We start from the raw sequence: 18784 nt of genomic DNA, 5'->3' as shown, positions 1-18784 counted from the left end.
CCCGCCTGCCCCGATCCCCTTCCTGGTCAGACCAGTTGGTAGCCCTTCATGTTCCGCAGCAGCAGGTGACAGTTCTGCAGGGAGCCCGAGGTGTCGCCGAGGGAGCGGTAGATGCCCCACTTGGGGCGCAGGCGGTCGGCGAGGAAGGTGTCGACGCCCGAGCGGGAGACGTCGATGAGGGTGGTCGGGCCCTTCCTGAGGATCCAGCGCACCGAACCGGCCGCACCGTTGCCGACCTTGACCTGGAAGTCGACGTCGACCCAGGCGTCGTGCAGGGGCGCCAGATCGGTGCGGCCGACGAGGACGTCGTCGATCGGCAGTTTCAGCTCGATGGCCTGGGCGCCGTTCACCCGGCGCAGGGACTGCACCACGAGGGGCGAGGTGCCGGCGCCGGGCTGCTTCATCTGCATGATGTGCGTGAAGCTGGTGGTCGCCTTCAGCGAACTCGGGATGTACATCCCGTAGGTGACGCGCCAGGTCTGCCCCTCGGTCCAGCGCAGGAAGCCGCTGCCGGTGCGCAGGCCGGTGACCTCGTGGCGCTGGCGGTCGGTGGAGGTGTCCCGGTCGACGGTGTGCATGTCGAACCGCCAGGTGTCGCCGACGGCACGGATGTGCGGCGAGGCGGAGGTGTGCGAGTCGGCGCGGTCGTCCTCCAGGGTCTCGAAGGCGCGCAGCCCGTCGGCGCTCGCCGAGGGGGACCACTTCACCTGCCAGGAGGCGGCGTGCGCGGCGGGGGCGGGCAGCCCGACGGTGGCCGCGGCGGCGCCGCCGAGCGCGGCGCCGAGGACGTTCCTTCGTGTGGGGGTCATGAGCCATCCATTCACGTATGTGACCATCATTCACCGACGTGCGTTACGGCAGGGACAGAGTCCACTCATGACCGTGTTCGGTCAATGGTCCAGACCGATACTCTTGAACCGCCGGATCCATTTCCGGCCAATCTGCGATCGGGAGCGCGAGCGGCCCGCTCAGGAATGCATCGCGCTCCGTGATCGTTGACGATGGGAAGTACCACCCGACGACTTAAGGATCGAGAGCTCGTGAGCAGCAAGGTCCCCCCGATCATCCTGAACAACGGCGTCGAGATGCCCCAGCTGGGCTTCGGCGTGTGGCAGGTGCCGGACGACGAGGCCGAGCAGGCGGTCACCACCGCACTGGAGGCCGGCTACCGCAGCATCGACACCGCCGCGATCTACGGCAACGAAGAGGGCACCGGCAAGGCCATCGCCTCGGCCGGCGTGCCCCGCGAGGATCTCTTCGTCACCACCAAGCTCTGGAACAGCGACCAGGGCTACGACTCCACCCTCCGCGCTTTCGACGACTCCCTGGCCAAGCTCGGCCTGGAGTACGTGGACCTGTATCTGATCCACTGGCCGATGCCGGCCCGGGGCACGTTCGTCGACACCTTCAAGGCGTTCGAGAAGCTCTACGCGGACGGCCGCGCGAAGGCCATCGGTGTCTCCAACTTCCTTCCGGAGCACCTGGAGACGCTGATCGAGGCCACGAGCGTCATTCCGGCGGTCAACCAGATCGAGCTGCACCCGCACCTCCAGCAGATCGCCTCCCGCGAGTACCACGCGGAGCAGGGCATCGCCACCGAGGCCTGGTCGCCCCTCGGCCAGGGCAAGGGGCTCCTTGAGGTCCCGGCGGTCGTCGCGATCGCTCAGAAGCACGGCCGCACCCCCGCCCAGGTGGTCCTGCGCTGGCACCTCCAGCTGGGCAACGTGGTCATCCCCAAGTCCGTGACCCCCTCCCGCATCAAGGAGAACATCGAGGTCTTCGACTTCTCCCTGGACACCGAGGACATCGCGGCGATCAGCGCGCTGAACGAGGACCGGCGCATCGGCCCCGACCCGGCGACGTTCAACCAGGCCTGAGCCGAAAGCCGCGGCTCGGCGCCCGCTCGCCGGGCGCGCGAAGACGACGGACCGCCCGCCGGATCTCGTCCGGCGGGCGGTCCCGCGTGTCCGCGCCGCGTCCGGACGCACCCTCGCCCGGACTTGGCGCGGTTCTCAGACCGGCTGACCGATCGGGCGTACGACCACCGTGTTGACGTCGACGCCGGGCGGCTGCCGGATCGCCCAGACCACCGAGTCGGCGATCTGGTCGGCGGTGAGGAGATGGCCGGGCGGCAGGCTGCCGTAGGCGTCCCAGAACGGGGTCTCCACGCGGCCGGGCGCGATGAGCGTCACGCCGACGCCCCACTCGGTGACCTGCCGCCGGGTGTTCTCGGCGAGCCCGGTCACCGCCCACTTGGTCGCCCCGTAGATGTTGCCGGGACCGTGGATGAACCCGGCGACGCTGCCGACCAGCATGATCCGCCCCCGCGTCTCCTTGAGGGCGTCGATGGAGGCCCGGATGAGCAGGGCCGGGCCCAGCACGTTGGTGAGCACCATCTCCGTCCACCCGGCGGGGTCACCCTCGGCGACCGTGTCGTGCGTGCCGAACCCGGCGTTGGCGAGGACGGTGTCGATCCGCCCGAACTCCTTCAGCGTGGCATCCACCGCCGCCTGGACGTCCGCGTACTCGGCGGCGTTCCCCGGTATGGTCAACAGCCCCTCGGGGTCACCGAGTTCGGTGGCGAACGCCCGCAGCCGCTCGGCCCTGCGCCCGGTGACGGCCACCCGGTGGCCGTGGTCGAGCAGTTGCCGGGCGACCGCGGCGCCGATACCGCTGCCGCCGCCGGTGATGAGCGCGACCGGTGCTTCGGACATGACTGTTCCCCCTTCGTGTCGCGTCGGCGGACTGGACCCCGGCCGACGGGTGGAGTCCACCACTTGAAGCGCTCTCGAAGTCAAGGGCCGCTCCGCCGGGGCACGCCGGGACGACGTCAGCGCCGGGCCACGTGCACCGTCTGGGCCGCGAGGACGAACAGGTCCGTGCGGTGGTGCAGGCTCGCCCTGTCGTCGGGGTCGAGGAGCCGGTCGACGGTCGCGAGGTCGGTGGCGTCGAGGAGGTCCGCGAGCATTCCCCGGCCGCGTTGGAACGAGGCCACGGCGTAGGCGCGGGCGGCCTGCGGGACGGGCGCCGGGAGGTCCAGCAGGAAGGTGCGGGACGTCACCTCGCGCAGTCCGACGGCGGTGAGCAGCCCCGGCCAGTCCTCGGTCTGCGGGACGCTGCCGGGCAGCGTGGCCCGCATCTCGCCGAACCACCGGTCCTCCGCCGCGTCGAGCCGGGACTGCAGTCCAGGGCGGCCGATGCCGATGTCACGCGGCAGGAACCGGCTGGGCAGCCCGCCCTCGACGAGGGCCAACGTGCCGCCGGGCGCCAGGCGGTCGGCGAAGGCGGTGAGGCCCGCGCGCTGGTCGCCGAGGTGGTGCAGACTGCGGCTGGCCCACAGCAGGTCGGCCGGGTAGTCCAAGTCGGCCAGGCCGCCGGGCAGTTGTGCTTCCAGGGTGTCGAACCGGTCGGCGAGGCCCAGGCGTTCGGCGCGGGCGCGGGCCCGCTCCAGCATCGGTGCGGAGCCGTCCAGGGCGACGACCCGGGCGCCGGGGAACACGTCGGCCAGCAGACAGCTCACGACCCCCGGTCCGCTGCCGACGTCGACGACCAGTTGCGGCTCCGGCTGCCGCGAGGCGACCCAGGCGGCAGCCTGCCGGTTCAGCGGCTCGAACAGCTCGGCCTGTTCCTCCAGATGCTCGGCCTGCTCGCCCCAGTCGATGTCACCGTGGTCGTGATGACCATGGTGGCCGCCATGCCCCTGGTGGTCGTGGTGGTGCTGTCCCATGACGGTGAGCCTCTCTGCCGGGTGCCGCCAGCTTGCTCAGAGGCACTGGAGAACGGCCACTTTCCTTGCCGTATCGGCAAATCCGCTGTGCCGATACGGGCCGACCGGGCCGGCGGACCGACGACGCCGTGCCGGTGCGGTGCGGTGCGTGCGGTGCGGTGCGGCCAGGGTGCCGGTTCAGCCCTGATCCGCCGCCCGGTAGACGCACACCTGCGCACCCGTGCCGCTGGTGGTCGTGGAGACCAGCTCCAGGGTGTGCTTGGCACCGTCGCCCGGGAAGATCGTCTTCCCGCCGCCGAGGACGACCGGCATGACGATCAGGACCAGTTCGTCGGCGAGACCCACGCTCAGGAGGGTACGGGCGAGGGTCGGACTGCCCATGACGAGCAGGTCGCCACCCTCGGCCTCACGGAGCTTACGGATGTGGGCGACGGCCTCCCCGCCCGGGATCCGCGTGCTGTTCTCCCAGGTCAGCTCGGAGTCGGTGAGCGTCGCGGACACCACGTACTTGCGCAGGGAGTTCATCCGGTCGGCGAAGGGGTCGCCCGCCCGGTCCGGCCACGCCCCGGCCATCGCCTGCCAGGTGCGGCGGCCGTACAGCAGCGCGTCCGCCCGGCCCAGCGCGGCGTCCCAGGCGCCGCCCACGACCTCCGGGTCGAAGAACGGGTGCGTCCAGCCGCCGTGGGCGAACCCGCCCTCGGTGTCCTCGTCGGGACCGCCGGGCGCCTGCACGACACCGTCCAGGCTCATGAACTCGCAGATCACGATGCGCATGGGGTTCTCTTTCCTCGTACCGTCACGGGCTTACGGCGATGAAGACCGCCGCACCGCCCGGAACTCATCGCACCCGCCCACCTCCCTCATCGTGACCCGGCTCACACGGACATGCCACCGGTCCGCCAGGGGGTGGGGGAAGCGTGACTGACCCCTGGCGGACCGGCTCATCGGAGCGGACTCAGAGCGCGGGGTACGCGTTCTGCATCAGCTGCTGGAACTGGGCGGAGAACCACTTCCCGGAGAGGGGTGCGTTCCCCAGGGCGCCGGACATGTTGTTGTTGTTGCGCGGGTTGCCCGTGTACGTCGGGTCGCACATGCGGTCGAAGCCCTTGCCCTCGTCGTTCGGGATGAGGGAGCTGGCCCCGTCGGACTCACCCGGCGGCTTCATCCACACGTAGGCGTCGATCCCGGTCGCCGGGGCGGCCTTCGGACGTTCACCGAGACCGGCTCCGGCCTGGTTGCACCAGTTGCCGGTGTTGAAGCGGCGGTCGTAGCGCCCGCCGTCCACGTAGGTGTCGACGGTGGTCGTCGCACCCGGTCCGGTGGGCCGGGCGGCGCCGCCCCAGCCGTTGCGGGAGGTGTCGATCAGCATGCCGACGTTCGAGTTGAAGCCCGCCGAGACCGCCTGGGCACGGAATGCCTGGGCGAAGGACAGCTCGTCGACGTAGCGGTTCCAGTCCACCCACTTCGACTCACGGACCGACTTGCCGCCCGCGGTGTCGTTGATGGTGAAGTTGTTCTCCTTCAGGGCGCTGTAGTTGGCCGTGTTGGTGATGAAGCCGTGGACGTCGTTGACCGTGGCGCCCTCGGCGGTCGCGGCCTCCTTCATGATGGCGGCGGAGGGGGCGAAGTTGTCGTCCCAGCCGAGCCAGCCGTGGTGGCCTGCGTCGACGTAGTTGTAGACGTTGGGGACGTCACCCAGCTTGTTGAGCGCGTATCCGACACCCTTGATGTAGTTGCCGTTGGCCTTCATCACGTCGCACTGGGGCACGGCCGTCGGGCGGCTGCCGACGTTGGTGACGAGGTTGGGCAGCGAGTCGATCTCGACCGTGGTGACGATCCGCAGGCCGGCGTACTTGGAGTCGGCGAGGATCGCCTTGATCGGGTCGATGTACTGCGTCTTGTACTTGTCGATCTCCGTCGGGCCCAGCTCGCCGTTGGAGGCGAGGGCCGAGCAGTCACGGCCGGGCAGGTTGTAGATCACCAGCTGGACGACGAGTTCGCCCGAGCCCTTCTGCCGCAGCGCCTCGTCGAGGTGGGCGCGCAGGCCCATCTTGCCGCCCGCACCGGCGATGGCGGCGGTCCGGTCCAGCCAGACACCCGTCGGCTGGTTGGAGATCCGGCTGCCGCCCGGTTCGGCGGCGGCGTTCGCGGACCACTCGGGGTTCACGTACACCTTGGCCCCGGCGTAGGGGTTGTCCACCCTGCTGCCCGGCGTGCCGGGGCCCGGCTCACCGGGGCCACCGCCGCCGTCGTCGACGTTGCAGGTCACGCCGTCGAGCGTGAAGGTCGCCGGGAGGGCGTTGGTGCCGCTGTAGGAGGCCTGGAAGCCGAAGCTGACCGAACCGCCGGTGGCCAGCGTGCCGTTGTACGTCTCGTTGGCGGCGGTCACCGACGAACCGCTCTGGGTGATCCGGGAGTTCCACCCGTTGGTGACCTGCTGGTTCCCGGCGTACGACCACTTCGCGGCCCATGAGGACTTGGCCGCACCGTTGTTGGTGATCGTGACGGCGGCGGTGAAGCCGGTCGACCACTGGTTCTGGACCTTGTAGTCGACCGTGCAGGGGACCGCCTGGACGCCGGTGTCGTCCGGCACGGCTGCCATGGCGGTCCCGGTCGCGCCGGCGACCAGCGCCAACGCAGCCAGGAGTGCTGTTGTGGTACGGCTCATGAGTGCGGGTTTCCTCTTCCGTAGTGGGGTGTACGAGGAGGAGTCGTCGCGCTGTCGCCGAGGCGAGTAAAAGACCTGAACGCTGGGGGTTCTTCGAGCGTCCCTCGCAGCTCGGACGCGTCTGGGACGAACGCGTCGACTGGTGGAACCGCTCCCACTGGTGCTCGTGAAGGTAGCGCCAAGTCACGGTAAAAGACAGAGGTCTTGCGTTATTGCGATCGATGAATTGTTTCGGCCTGATCGAATCATTTCGACTCTTCAAACGCCTTGACCCCTTGCGCCCTCCTCCTCAATATGGGAGCGCTCCCACTGGTTCAAGGCTTGTTGTTGCCGCTCCGCCCCCACCTTCGCCAGAGCCGCACGGAAGGAACCAGAGCATGCACCCCAGACGGAGACGTCGTGCCTCGCGGCGTCTGTGGACGGCCGTGGTCGCGGCCTTCGCCCTCCCCTTGACGATGCTCGGCACCGGGTCGACCTCCGCCAGCGCGGCCGCGGTCGCCTGCAACGTCGACTACAAGACCAATGACTGGGGCTCGGGCTTCACCGCCGAGCTGACGATCACCAACCGGGGTACCGAAGCCATCGACGGCTGGACCCTGACCTACGCCTACGCGGGCAACCAGACACTCAGCAACGGCTGGAGCGGCACCTGGTCGCAGTCCGGCAAGGCGGTGACGGCGAAGAACGCCTCCTGGAACGGCAGGATCGCCGTCGGGGCCGCCGTGACCACCGGTGCCCAGTTCACGTACAGCGGCGCGAACGCGGCGCCGACCGGCTTCGCGATCAACGGCACCACGTGTGTGGGCGCGCACCAGCCGCCGATCACGGTGCTGACCAGCCCGGCGCCGGGCGCGGTGTACTCGCAGGGCACCGCGGTGCCGATGGCGGCCACCGCCGCCGCGGCGGACAGCGCGACGGTCACGAAGGTCGAGTTCTACGACGACACCACGCTGCTGGGCACGGACACGACCGCGCCGTACACCCACTCGGCCACCGGGCTGGGCGTGGGCAGTCACTCGCTGGTGGCCAAGGCGTACGACAGCCTGGGCGCCTCGGCGAGTTCCACACCGGTCGGCATCACGGTCGCCTCGGGTCCCGCCGTGGTGGTCTCGCCGACCCAACTGGGCGTCCGCCAGGGCCAGTCGGGCACCTATGACGTGAAACTCTCGACCCAGCCGTCCGGGAACGTGACGGTCACGACCGCGCGGGCGTCCGGCAACACCGGGCTCTCCGTGACGGGCGGCGGGTCGCTGACCTTCACGCCGTCGAACTGGAACACCGCGCAGAAGGTGACCATCGGCGCGAACGCCTCGGGCACCGGCTCGGCGGTCTTCGACTCGACGGCCACCGGCCACGCCAAGGCCTCGGTGACCGTGACCCAGCTGGCCGCGTCGAGCACGTACGACGAGCGCTTCCTGGAGATGTACGGCAAGATCACCAATCCGGCGAACGGCTACTTCTCCCCCGAGGGCATCCCGTACCACTCGGTGGAGACGCTGATCGTCGAGGCGCCGGACCACGGCCATGAGACCACGTCGGAGGCGTACAGCTACCTCCTGTGGCTGCAGGCCATGTACGGCAAGGTGACGGGCGACTGGTCCAAGTTCAACGGGGCCTGGGAGATCATGGAGAAGTACATGATCCCGACCAAGCCCGACCAGCCCACCAACTCCTTCTACAACGCCTCCAAGCCGGCGACCTACGCCCCCGAGCACGACACCCCCAACGAGTACCCGGCACAGCTCAACACCGGTGTCTCGGTCGGCCCGGACCCCATCGCCGCGGAGCTGAAGAGCGCCTACGGCACGGACGACGTGTACGGCATGCACTGGCTGCAGGACGTCGACAACGTCTACGGCTACGGCAACTCGCCCGGCAAGTGCGAGGCGGGGCCGGCCGACACGGGTCCGTCGTACATCAACACCTTCCAGCGCGGGCCGCAGGAGTCCGTGTGGGAGACCGTCCCGCAGCCCACCTGCGACCAGTTCAAGTACGGCGGCAGGAACGGCTACCTGGACCTGTTCACCGGTGACGCCTCCTACGCCAAGCAGTGGAAGTTCACCAACGCCCCGGACGCCGACGCGCGGGCCGTGCAGGCCGCGTACTGGGCGGACAAGTGGGCCAAGGCGCAGGGCAAGGGCGGCGACGTCTCCGCGACCATCGGCAAGGCCGCGAAGATGGGCGACTATCTGCGCTACGCGATGTACGACAAGTACTTCAAGAAGATCGGGAACTGTGTGGGTCCGACCAGCTGCCCCGCGGGCACCGGCAAGGACTCCTCCTTCTACCTGCTCTCCTGGTACTACGCGTGGGGCGGCGCCACGGACACCAGCGCCGGCTGGGCCTGGCGCATCGGCTCCAGCCACACGCACGGCGGCTACCAGAACCCGCTGGCCGCTTACGCTCTCGCCAACTACGCCCCGCTGAAGCCGAAGTCGGCGACCGGGCAGGCGGACTGGGCCAAGTCCCTCGACCGGCAGATCGAGTTCTACCGCTGGCTGCAGTCCGACGAGGGCGGCATCGCGGGCGGCGCCACCAACAGCTGGGCGGGGCGCTACGCCACTCCCCCGGCCGGGACGCCGACCTTCTACGGCATGTTCTACGACGAGAAGCCGGTGTACCACGACCCGCCGTCCAACCAGTGGTTCGGCTTCCAGGCGTGGTCCATGGAGCGGGTCGCCGAGTACTACCAGCAGACGGGCAACGCGGCCGCGAAGACCGTGCTGGACAAGTGGGTCGACTGGGCGTTGTCGAAGACGACGATCAACCCGGACGGGACCTACCGGATTCCGTCGACACTCCAGTGGTCGGGTGCGCCCGATACATGGAGCGCGTCAAGTCCCGGCGCCAACGCGGGGCTTCACGTCACCGTCGCCGACTACACCGACGACGTGGGTGTGGCGGCCGCGTACGCCAAGACGCTGACGTACTACGCCGATCGTTCCGGTGACGCCGACGCGGCCCGGGTCGCGAAGGCGCTGCTGGACGGGATGTGGGACCACCACCAGGACGGGCTCGGGATCGCCGTGCCCGAGACGCGGGCCGACTACAACCGGTTCGACGACCGGGTGTACGTGCCGAGCGGATGGACCGGGACGATGCCGAACGGGGACACGATCAACTCGTCGTCGACGTTCGAGTCGATCCGGTCGTTCTACGAGGACGACCCCGCGTGGTCGAAGATCGAGGCGTACCTGGCCGGTGGCGCCGCGCCCTCCTTCACCTACCACCGGTTCTGGGCCCAGGCCGACATCGCCCTGGCCATGGGCGCGTACGCGGAACTCCTGGAGTAGGCACCGCACATCGAGCACCGAACACCAAGCACCAAGCGCCGCGCACAGCCCCGCGCCCCTCACGGGCGCGGGGTCTGTGTGCCCTTTTCTGAGAACTTCCCCCCACTCGTCAGGAGAGGACCCCCCACGTTGCGAAGAACCCGCATCCTCACCACCGTCCTGGCCCTCGCGGCCGGCCTGCTCGCGGGCTCCCCACCCGTGATGGCCGCCGAGAAGGCAGGCAGCGCCGACCGGTCGGTGTCCGTCGCCGCCGACACCTACACCTGGAAGAACGCCCGCATCGACGGCGGCGGCTTCGTCCCCGGGATCGTCTTCAACCGCAAGGAACGCAACCTCGCCTACGCCCGGACCGACATCGGCGGGGCCTACCGCTGGGTGCAGTCCTCGAAGACCTGGACCCCGCTCCTCGATTCCGTCGGCTGGGACGACTGGGGGCACACGGGGGTGGTGAGTCTCGCCTCCGACCCGGTCGATCCCGACAAGGTGTACGTGGCGGCCGGTACGTACACGAACAGCTGGGACCCGGGGAACGGGGCGATCCTGCGGTCGTCCGACCGGGGCGCGAGCTGGCGGAAGGCCGGCCTGCCGTTCAAGCTGGGCGGGAACATGCCCGGCCGGGGCATGGGCGAGCGGCTGGCCGTCGATCCGAACAAGAACAGCGTGCTGTACCTGGGCGCGCCCAGCGGCAAAGGTCTGTGGCGCTCGACCGACTCGGGGGCCAGCTGGTCGCAGGTGACGAACTTCCCCAACGTCGGCAACTACGTGGCCGATCCGTCCGACACGAGCGGGTACTCCAGCGACAACCAGGGCATCGTCTGGGTCACCTTCGACGAGACCACGGGGACGTCCGGGAACGCGACGAAGACCGTCTACGTCGGGGTCGCCGACAAGGACAACGCCGTCTACCGCTCGACCGACGCGGGCGCGACCTGGTCGCGGGTGGCCGGGCAGCCGACCGGCTATCTGGCCCACAAGGGCGTGCTCGACGCGACGAACGGCCATCTGTACCTGTCGTACAGCGACAAGGGCGGCCCCTACGACGGCGGCAAGGGCCAGCTGTGGCGGTACACGACCGCGACGGGCGCGTGGACGAACATCAGTCCGGTGGCGGAGGCCGACACCTATTACGGCTTCAGCGGGCTGACCGTAGACCGGCAGGATCCGGGCACGGTGATGGCGACGGCGTACAGCTCCTGGTGGCCGGACACGCAGATCTTCCGCTCGACGGACAGCGGCGCGACCTGGACGAAGGCGTGGGACTACTCCTCCTATCCGAACCGCTCGAACCGCTTCACCATGGACGTCTCGTCCTCTCCCTGGCTCACCTGGGGCGCCAACCCCTCGCCGCCGGAGCAGAGCCCCAAACTCGGCTGGATGACCGAGGCGCTGGAGATCGACCCGTTCGACTCGAACCGGATGATGTACGGGACGGGCGCCACGATCTACGGCACGGAGAACCTGGGGAACTGGGACAGCGGCGGCCAGTTCGCCATCAAGCCGATGGTGCGGGGTCTGGAGGAGACGGCCGTCCTCGACCTGGCCTCGCCCCCGTCCGGGGCCCCGCTGCTCAGCGCGCTCGGTGACATCGGCGGCTTCCGGCACACGGATCTGACGAAGGTCCCGTCGATGATGTTCACCCAGCCGAACTTCACGACGACGACGAGTCTGGACTACGCCGAGTCCCAGCCGAACACGGTCGTGCGGGTCGGCGACCTGGACTCCGGCCCGCACATCGCCTTCTCCACGGACAACGGGGCCAACTGGTTCGCCGGGAGTGACCCCTCGGGTGTGAGCGGCGGCGGTACGGTCGCGGCGGCCTCGGACGGCAGCCGGTTCGTGTGGAGCCCGGCGGGCACGGGCGTGCGGTACACGACCGGTTTCGGCACCTCGTGGTCGGCGTCGAGCGGCATCCCGGCCGACGCGATCGTGGAGTCCGACCGGGTGGACCCGAAGACCTTCTACGGCTTCAAGTCGGGGAAGTTCTACGTGAGTTCGGACGGCGGCGCGACCTTCACCGCGTCGAACGCGACCGGCCTGCCGAGCGGCGACAGCGTGCGCTTCAAGGCGCTGCCCGGGGTGAAGGGTGACGTGTGGCTGGCGGGCGGGGCGACGGACGGGGCGTACGGCCTGTGGCACTCCACGAACGCGGGCGCCACCTTCACCAAGGTCTCCGGCGTCGAGCAGGCCGACACGATCGGCTTCGGCAAGGCGGCCTCGGGGGCCTCGTACCAGACGCTCTACACCAGCGCCAGGATCGGCGGGGTGCGCGGCATCTTCCGCTCGACGGACAAGGGCGCGAGCTGGACCCGTATCAACGACGACGCCCACCAGTGGGGCTGGACGGGCGAGGCGATCACGGGTGACCCGAGGGTGTACGGGCGGGTCTACGTCTCGACGAACGGGCGCGGGGTCGTCTACGGCGACTCCTCCGACACGGGGGGCGGGGGCGGCGGGGGCACCGATCCGGACCCCGGGCCCCAGCCGACGGGGCCCTGCGCGGTGACGTACAAGGTCACCAACGAGTGGGCGGGCGGCTTCCAGGCGGACGTGCGCCTCGCCAACACGGGCACGAGCGCGTGGACCGGCTGGTCCCTCGGCTGGACCTTCCCCGACGGCCAGAGTGTCTCCCAGATCTGGAACGCCGCCCATACGCAGTCCGGGTCGGCGGTCACGGCCAGGAACATCACCTGGAACGGCAATGTGGCGGCCGGTTCGTCGGTGAGCTTCGGCTTCACGGGGAGCTGGTCGGGGACGAACGGCAGACCGACCGCGTTCAAGCTCGGTGACCAGTCCTGCGCGGTGACCTGACACCCCGGGCAGGACGAGGAGAGGGCGCGCGCCTGGGTCGGGCGCGCGCCCTCTTCGTGCGCTTCGGGTGCTTTGATCTTTTCGGGTCGCGTACATCTCGATACATCGACATGTTCATGCCTACCATGGAAAGCAATTCCACACTGGTGTGCGCACGACTCGCCCGGAAGCCGCCGCAGAAGGAGCCAAAGTGCCGAAACACACCCGGGTCACGCGTCGCCTCAGCCTCCGGACCGCACTCGCCGCGGCCGTCCTGCTGCCCCTGTCGAACGCCGGACTGTCCGCCCGACCCGCCGCCGCCGCGGCGGAAGAGGAGCCCGCCGTCAGCCCCCGTCTCGACACCATGTCGTTCAACCTGCGCTACGCGAACACCACCCGGCCCCACAGCTGGGCCGAGCGCCGGCCCGTGATGCGGGCACTGCTGCGGCAGGAGGCACCGCATGTCATCGGCACCCAGGAGGGCCTCCACCGGCAACTGCTCGACATCGAGACCGACCTCGGACCGGACTACCGCTGGATCGGCACCGGCCGGGCGGGCGGCGACCGCGACGAGTTCATGGCGGTCTTCTACGACACCCGTCGGCTCGCGCCCGTCGAGTACCAGCACTTCTGGCTCTCCGACACCCCCGACGTGCCCGGCTCCAACACCTGGGGCGGCGGCTCCATCCGGATGGTCACCTGGGTCAGGTTCCGGGACCTGCGGGACGGCGGCAGAGAGTTCCACGTCCTCAACACCCACCTCGACAACGCCAGCCAGTACGCCCGCGAGCGCGCCGCGGCCCTGATCGCCCGGCGGATCGCCGGGTTCGACCCCGCGCTCCCCCTCGTCGTCACCGGCGACTTCAATGTGGCCGCCCACCGGAATTCCGTCTACGGCACGATGCTGGGCGCCGGACTCGTCGACACCTGGGACACGGCGGCCGAGCGGGGCGACCTGTACGCGACCTTCCACGGCTACCGTCCCCTCACCCCGGGCGGCGACCGCATCGACTGGATCCTGACCACACCCGGCGTCACCGCCCACCGGGCGGCCATCAACACCTTCTCCTCCGGCGGCCAGTTCCCGAGCGACCATCTGCCGATCCAGGTGTCGCTGACGCTGGGCTGAGCGACGCGGCGGAGTCCGGGGGCGGGCCGGCCCCCGGACCGGTCCGCTACGGGGTGTGGACCGTCGGCCGGGGCGCCGTCGGCATGCCGTCGCCGATGAAGAAGCTGGGGTGCGGGGGCTGGTTGTAGGCGGTGTTCTGCCAGGCCAGGCCGGTGCGGTACATCGGGTCGTGCAGCAGGGTCGTGATCCTCGTGCTCGTCTCGACGGGCGTCGAGTGGATCCGCAGGGCCGTGTTGTCGCTGGTGCGCCAGACGACCTCCTCGCGCCAGTCGCCGAGGATGTCACCGGAGAGCGCGGGCGTGGCCTTGGTGCCGTTGTTGGAGGAGACACCGGAGCCGGTCAGCAGACGGGTGTCGGCGGAGCTGCCGTACTTGTCGATCCGGGTGCCGTCGAGGAGTTCACGGACCGGGTCCCCGTCCCACCAGGACAGGAAGTTGACGGAGGAGGGCTCGCGGCCCTTGGTCCCCCCGGCCCTGTCGCGGACGGAGGAGTCGGAGGCGGACCACATCTCGGGGCCGCCGTTGCCCGCGTGGATGTCACCGGCCACGCCCCGGCCGTTGTCGCAGCAGGCGGCGAGCCGCCAGCGGACGGCGCCGTTCGCGGGGTCGATGTACAGCGCGGCGGGCTGCGACACGGACTCGGAGACCTTGTAGTACTCCAGGCCGGGAGTGGACGCGTCGAGGTCACCCAGGTGCTGGGCGTCGCCGTGGCCCGTCCGCGTGGTCCACAGGGCGCCCCCGTTGTCGTCCACGGCCATCGCGCCGTACACGATCTCGTCCCTGCCGTCGTTGTCGACGTCCCCGACGGAGAGGCTGTGCGAACCCTGCCCGTCGTAGCCCCGGCCGCTGTTGCCGGACGAGTTGGTGTCGAAGGTCCAGCGGCGGGTGAACTGTCCGCCCCGCCAGTCCCAGGCCGCGATCACCGTACGGGTGTAGTAGCCGCGCGCCATGATCAGCGAGGGCCGGGCGCCGTCCAGATACGCCGTCCCGGCGAGGAAGCGGTCCACGCGGTTGCCGTAGGAGTCGCCCCACGACGAGACCGTGCCGCGGGCCGGGACGTAGTCGACGCTCTGCAGGGCCCTGCCGGTCCGGCCGTCGAACATGGTCAGGTACTCGGGGCCGGACAGGACGTAGCCGCTGGAGTTGCGGTGATCGGCGGTGGAGCTGCCGATCACCGTGCCGGCGCCGTCGACCGTGCCGTCCGCCGTCTTCATGGCGATCTCGGCGCGGCCGTCGCCGTCGTAGTCGTACACCTGGAACTGCGTGTAGTGCGCGCCCGAGCGGATGTTGCGGCCCAGGTCGATCCGCCACAGCCGGGTGCCGTCGAGCTTGATGCCGTCGACGATCGTGTTGCCGGTGTACCCGGACTGCGAGTTGTCCTTGGCGTTCGTCGGCTGCCACTTCAGGACGAACTCCAGGGCGCCGTCGCCGTCGAGGTCGCCCACGGACGCGTCGTTGGCCTCGTAGGTGTACGCGACGCCGTCCGGGGTGGTGCCACCGGCCGGTGCGCTGATCGGCACGTCCTTGTAGCCGGTGCGCAGTTGGATCGCGTGCACCGAGTCTCCCTGCTCCACGCCGTTGACGATCGCGCGGACGGTGTAGTCGGCCTGCGCGGGGGCGCCGGAGTGGAAGTAGTTCGTGGAGCCGGTGACCGGGGCCGTGTTGACCTTCGTGCCGGCGCGGTAGACGTTGAACGACACGGTGTCCGGGTCGGTGCCCAGCCAGCGCCAGCTGACCAGATTGCCGCTGTCCACGTGGACGCTGACCACGCCCCGGTCGAGGGCCTCGACCTGGCGGGCGGTGGCGGCCTCGGCGGGCGGGCCGGTGAACGTGGTCAGTCCGGCGGCGACGAGGGCCACGGTGACCAGTGAGCGTACGGCTCGGCGTCTGTGATGCCTGTGCGGGTGCTGCACGTGACGAACCTCCAGAGGGGACGGACGGGTTCCGCACTGTCCGTCGCCGCCGGACCCGGCTCCGTTGCCGCACGTTTCGGCCAGTTCGGCCACGGCAGGGGCAGGCCTGACGCACGGGCGGCGCACCCGAGGCTCCCGGTCAGTCCTTGTGGAACGCCCGCAGGCTGAACTCCGGGTCCGGGCGCGGCCGGTCCTGGTCGGGGAGGGCGGCGAGCCGTACCGCGTAGTCGTCGGCCAGCGGATCGCCGGGCGGGAGGGTCACGAACCAGCCGCGGCGCAGGTCGGCGACGGTGCGGCGGGGGCTGCGGCCCTGTCCGCGGCCCGGGAAGCGGGCGTGCCCGGCGGTGCGCAGACCGTGTTCGCCGGCGTACTTCTCGACGACCGGCGCGGGGTCCATGGCCGGGGCCCGGGGGCGCGGGGCGAGCACGGCATCGATGTCACTGCCCACGTTGTGCGCGGCGGCCTTGTCGACGGTGGTGACGTAGACACCACCGGGGCGCAGCACCCGGGCGCACTCGCCGACCACGGCCCGTACGTCCTCGGGGGCGCTCAGCAGATGCAGCAGCCACACGCTGGTCACGGCGTCGAACTCCCCGTCGCGGAACGGGAGCCGCCGCCCGTCGCCGATCACGACGGAGCCGGGCAGCCGCGCGGCGGCCCGGCTCGCCATCGCGTGGGTGAGGTCGAGGCCCGTGACCCGCATCCCGTCCCGCGCGGTCGCGAGGTGCCGGGTCACGATCCCGGTGCCGCAGGCGATGTCGAGCAGCCGCCGGGTGCCCTCGGGGAGAAGTCCCAGGACGGCGCGGGCGGCGGCCTCGGCCCGGGGCTCGCCGCCGCGCAGGGCGTCGTAGTCGCCGGCCTCCTTGTCGTAGTCCAGCATCCGCCTCAGCCCGCCCCGTGGCCGGGCGCGAGCGCCTCCACCCTGCGGGCCAGCTCGAAGTCCTTCTCGGTGACGGCTCCGCCGGCGCTGTGCGTGCTGATGGTCAGCGAGACGGTGTCGTAGCCGAGGGTGAGGTCGGAGTGGTGGTTCAGCTCCTCCTGCGTCCGGGCGATGTGCACGACCAGCGCGGTCGCGGCGAAGTGCGAGCCCAGACGGTAGGTACGGGCCAGCCGGTCCCCGGCCAGCGACCAGCCGGGCAGCTCCGCCAGCCGGTCCTCGATCTCCTTCTGCGACAGGGCTGCGACGGACATGACCCACTCCTTCCGGGACGCCCCTCCATGACGTGCGATCCCTCTCAGCGTGCCACAGCGGCGCGGCCGATTCCCAGGTCAGACGGTCGGCTCGCGGGCCGAGGCGTGCACATTCAGCCGCGCGAACGACGTTCGGGGCCGCGCTGGCGGGTGGAACGCGAGCCGCCCCTCGACCGTCTCGGTTACGTTCTCCGCATGACCACTGTCCCGACCGGCGCCCCGCGGCGGCCTCCCGCCGCCTCCGACCCGGGCGTGGGCCCGCTGCTGCGGGCCTGGCGGGAGCAACGCCGGCTCAGCCAGCTGGAGTTGGCGCTGCGGTCCGGGTCCTCGGCACGGCACATCAGCTTCGTCGAGACGGGCCGGTCCCGGCCGAGCGAGGAGATGGTGTTGCGGCTGGCCGAGCACCTGGACGTACCGGTGCGCGAGCGAAACGCCCTGCTCCTCGCGGCCGGATACGCCCCGCACTACCCGCAGACCCCGCTGGACGACCCGTCGATGGCCGCCCTGCGCGAGGGCGTGGAACGGCTGATCCAGGGCTACGAGCCGTATCCCGCGCTGGTGATGAACGCGACGTACGAGGTGCTGGCCGCCAACCGGGGCATCCTCATGCTGCTCGACGGCGTCCCCGAGTCGCTGCTCGTGCCGCCGCTCAACGCGATGCGGCTGACCCTCCACCCGCGGGGCCTGGCGCCGCGCATCCGGAACCTGCGCGCCTGGCGGGGGCATCTGCTGGAGCAGATGGGACGGCAGCTGGCACTGCTCCGCTCGGAGCCGCTGCGCGCGCTCTACGAGGAGGTGGCGGCGTATCCGCTGCCGCCGGGCACGCCCGACGGCGATCCCGGCGAGGACCCCGGTGCGGGCGCGGGTGCCCGCCTCGCGCTGCCGCTGCGGATCGAGCACGAGGGCCGGGTGCTGTCGTTCATCTCCTCGGTCTCCACGTTCAACACTCCCATGGACGTGACCGTGGCCGAACTGGCCATCGAGACGTTCCTGCCGGCCGACCCGGCGACGGCCGCGTACCTGCACGCACGGCCGTCCTGACGTGGGCGAGCCCCTGTCCTGTGGCGTCGTCGCGGCGGTCGCCCGCCGGAGTCGGCGCCCCGGCCCTGTCGTCATCCGGAACCAGGGGCGACCGTTCCGGCCGCCCCTGTGAGATGGACACCGGAACATGACAGACTGGTGAGGTACCTCGGCGCGTGGGGAGGCGTGACGTGAGTGAGCGGCGGCCCGCCCCGACCGTCGGTCAGGTGGTGCTCGGCAGGCGTCTTCAGGAACTGCGCGAGGCCGCCGGGCTCAAGCGCGAGGAGGCCGCGCGCGTCCTGCACGTCGCCCCCGCCACCGTACGGCGCATGGAGACGGCCGACGTCGCGCTCAAGATCCCGTACGTCCAGGTCCTGCTGTCGACGTACGGCGTCGGTGAGGCCGACGCCGCCGCGTTCGTGAAGCTGGCCGAGGAGGCGAACAAGCCGGGCTGGTGGCAGCGGTTCCACGACGTGCTGCCCGACTGGTTCAGCGTGTACGTCAGCCTGGAGGGCGCGGCGCATCTGATCCGGCAGTACGAGCCGCACTTCGTGCCGGGGATGCTGCAGACCGAGGAGTACGCGCGCGCCGTGATGGAGGCCGGGACCGTCGGCCGGACCGGTCCCGAGACCATCGAACGCCATGTCTCGTTGCGGATGGAGAGACAGAAGCTCCTCACCCGGGAGACGCCGCCGCACCTCTGGGTGATCATGGACGAGACGGCCCTCAGACGTCCGGTGAGCAACCGCTCCGAGGTGATGCGCGACCAGATCGACCGGCTGCTGGAGAGCACCGAGAAGGACCACGTCATCCTGCAGGTCTGCGAGTTCGCCGACGGGCCCCACCCGGGCACCTACGCCCCCTTCTCGCTCTTCCGCTTCGCCGAACCGGAACTCCCCGACATGGTGTACACCGAGTACCTCACCGGCGCCCTCTACCTCGACTCGCGCACCGAGGTCGCGCTCCACCTCGAAGTCCTCGACCACATGGCCGCGCACGCGGCGTCGGCCGAGCGGACGAGGACGCTGCTGAGGCAATACCGCGAGCGGTACTGAGC

Annotated in this window: 14 protein-coding genes; 6 read left to right on the top strand and 8 right to left on the bottom strand. The window is 70.4% G+C overall.

Going from position 1 to position 18784, the window contains the following annotated elements; translation table 11 throughout:
* Positions 1 to 26 precede the first annotated feature (26 nt).
* Positions 27 to 809 (bottom strand): Tat pathway signal sequence domain protein, encoded by a 783-nt coding sequence (locus H4687_RS37290; protein ID WP_046913152.1) that lies wholly within the window; start codon positions 807 to 809, stop codon positions 27 to 29.
* A gap of 231 nt (positions 810 to 1040) precedes the next feature.
* On the opposite strand from H4687_RS37290, the gene H4687_RS37285 reads away from it, so the two are divergent.
* The gene (locus H4687_RS37285; RefSeq protein WP_046913151.1) at positions 1041 to 1877 is read left to right on the top strand and encodes an aldo/keto reductase; all 837 of its coding nucleotides are present in this window, start codon (positions 1041 to 1043) and stop codon (positions 1875 to 1877) included.
* Positions 1878 to 2012: 135 nt separating this feature from the next.
* On the opposite strand, the gene H4687_RS37280 is transcribed toward H4687_RS37285, so the two are convergent.
* The 4 genes from H4687_RS37280 to H4687_RS37265 form a co-directional block, all read right to left on the bottom strand.
* On the bottom strand, positions 2013 to 2714 hold the full coding sequence (locus H4687_RS37280; RefSeq protein ID WP_046913150.1) for an SDR family oxidoreductase: 702 nt from the start codon (positions 2712 to 2714) through the stop codon (positions 2013 to 2015).
* 116 nt (positions 2715 to 2830) lie between these two features.
* Positions 2831 to 3727, bottom strand: a complete 897-nt coding sequence (locus tag H4687_RS37275) for a class I SAM-dependent methyltransferase (RefSeq protein WP_046913149.1) — start codon at positions 3725 to 3727, stop codon at positions 2831 to 2833.
* Between the two features lie 177 nt (positions 3728 to 3904).
* The gene (locus H4687_RS37270; RefSeq protein ID WP_046913148.1) at positions 3905 to 4501 is read right to left on the bottom strand and encodes a dihydrofolate reductase family protein; all 597 of its coding nucleotides are present in this window, start codon (positions 4499 to 4501) and stop codon (positions 3905 to 3907) included.
* Positions 4502 to 4682: 181 nt separating this feature from the next.
* Positions 4683 to 6395, bottom strand: coding sequence for a glycoside hydrolase family 6 protein (locus H4687_RS37265; protein ID WP_046913147.1), 1713 nt, complete (start codon positions 6393 to 6395; stop codon positions 4683 to 4685).
* A 377-nt stretch (positions 6396 to 6772) separates the two neighbouring features.
* On the opposite strand from H4687_RS37265, the gene H4687_RS37260 reads away from it, so the two are divergent.
* From H4687_RS37260 to H4687_RS37250, 3 genes are all read left to right on the top strand, one after another.
* Positions 6773 to 9688, top strand: coding sequence for a glycoside hydrolase family 48 protein (locus tag H4687_RS37260; protein WP_046913146.1), 2916 nt, complete (start codon positions 6773 to 6775; stop codon positions 9686 to 9688).
* A 129-nt stretch (positions 9689 to 9817) separates the two neighbouring features.
* Positions 9818 to 12496: a cellulose binding domain-containing protein gene (locus H4687_RS37255; RefSeq protein WP_050399356.1), complete on the top strand. Its 2679-nt coding sequence runs from the start codon at positions 9818 to 9820 to the stop codon at positions 12494 to 12496.
* A gap of 190 nt (positions 12497 to 12686) precedes the next feature.
* Positions 12687 to 13604 (top strand): endonuclease/exonuclease/phosphatase family protein, encoded by a 918-nt coding sequence (locus H4687_RS37250; RefSeq protein WP_046919187.1) that lies wholly within the window; start codon positions 12687 to 12689, stop codon positions 13602 to 13604.
* Between the two features lie 46 nt (positions 13605 to 13650).
* On the opposite strand, the gene H4687_RS37245 is transcribed toward H4687_RS37250, so the two are convergent.
* The 3 genes from H4687_RS37245 to H4687_RS37235 all read right to left on the bottom strand — a co-directional run bounded on the left by H4687_RS37245 (position 13651) and on the right by H4687_RS37235 (position 16707).
* Positions 13651 to 15516 carry a rhamnogalacturonan lyase gene (locus H4687_RS37245; RefSeq protein WP_046919186.1) on the bottom strand — a complete coding sequence of 622 codons (1866 nt, stop codon included), beginning with the start codon at positions 15514 to 15516 and terminating at the stop codon, positions 13651 to 13653.
* Positions 15517 to 15655: 139 nt separating this feature from the next.
* Positions 15656 to 16396: a class I SAM-dependent methyltransferase gene (locus H4687_RS37240; RefSeq protein ID WP_046919185.1), complete on the bottom strand. Its 741-nt coding sequence runs from the start codon at positions 16394 to 16396 to the stop codon at positions 15656 to 15658.
* A gap of 5 nt (positions 16397 to 16401) precedes the next feature.
* Positions 16402 to 16707, bottom strand: coding sequence for a 4a-hydroxytetrahydrobiopterin dehydratase (locus H4687_RS37235; RefSeq protein ID WP_020114277.1), 306 nt, complete (start codon positions 16705 to 16707; stop codon positions 16402 to 16404).
* A 195-nt stretch (positions 16708 to 16902) separates the two neighbouring features.
* On the opposite strand from H4687_RS37235, the gene H4687_RS37230 reads away from it, so the two are divergent.
* Complete coding sequence (locus H4687_RS37230; RefSeq protein WP_046919188.1) at positions 16903 to 17748, top strand: helix-turn-helix domain-containing protein; 846 nt, start codon at positions 16903 to 16905, stop codon at positions 17746 to 17748.
* A 170-nt stretch (positions 17749 to 17918) separates the two neighbouring features.
* On the top strand, positions 17919 to 18782 hold the full coding sequence (locus tag H4687_RS37225; protein WP_046919184.1) for a helix-turn-helix domain-containing protein: 864 nt from the start codon (positions 17919 to 17921) through the stop codon (positions 18780 to 18782).
* The last annotated feature ends 2 nt before the right edge of the window (positions 18783 to 18784 follow it).

Source organism: Streptomyces stelliscabiei (genome assembly GCF_014873495.1).
Taxonomy (GTDB): domain Bacteria; phylum Actinomycetota; class Actinomycetes; order Streptomycetales; family Streptomycetaceae; genus Streptomyces; species Streptomyces bottropensis.
The sequence above is the reverse complement of the archived record's forward strand: the minus strand, read 5'-3'. Positions and strand labels throughout refer to the sequence as shown.

Excerpts from the sequence above, each read along its gene's own strand:
- H4687_RS37290 (WP_046913152.1), bottom strand. The coding sequence starts at position 809 with ATGACCCCCACACGAAGGAACGTCCTCGGCGCCGCGCTCGGCGGCGCC.
- H4687_RS37280 (WP_046913150.1), bottom strand. The coding sequence starts at position 2,714 with ATGTCCGAAGCACCGGTCGCGCTCATCACCGGCGGCGGCAGCGGTATC.
- H4687_RS37275 (WP_046913149.1), bottom strand. The coding sequence starts at position 3,727 with ATGGGACAGCACCACCACGACCACCAGGGGCATGGCGGCCACCATGGT.
- H4687_RS37270 (WP_046913148.1), bottom strand. The coding sequence starts at position 4,501 with ATGCGCATCGTGATCTGCGAGTTCATGAGCCTGGACGGTGTCGTGCAG.
- H4687_RS37265 (WP_046913147.1), bottom strand. The coding sequence starts at position 6,395 with ATGAGCCGTACCACAACAGCACTCCTGGCTGCGTTGGCGCTGGTCGCC.
- H4687_RS37260 (WP_046913146.1), top strand. The coding sequence starts at position 6,773 with ATGCACCCCAGACGGAGACGTCGTGCCTCGCGGCGTCTGTGGACGGCC.
- H4687_RS37240 (WP_046919185.1), bottom strand. The coding sequence starts at position 16,396 with ATGCTGGACTACGACAAGGAGGCCGGCGACTACGACGCCCTGCGCGGC.
- H4687_RS37235 (WP_020114277.1), bottom strand. The coding sequence starts at position 16,707 with ATGTCCGTCGCAGCCCTGTCGCAGAAGGAGATCGAGGACCGGCTGGCG.
- H4687_RS37230 (WP_046919188.1), top strand. The coding sequence starts at position 16,903 with ATGACCACTGTCCCGACCGGCGCCCCGCGGCGGCCTCCCGCCGCCTCC.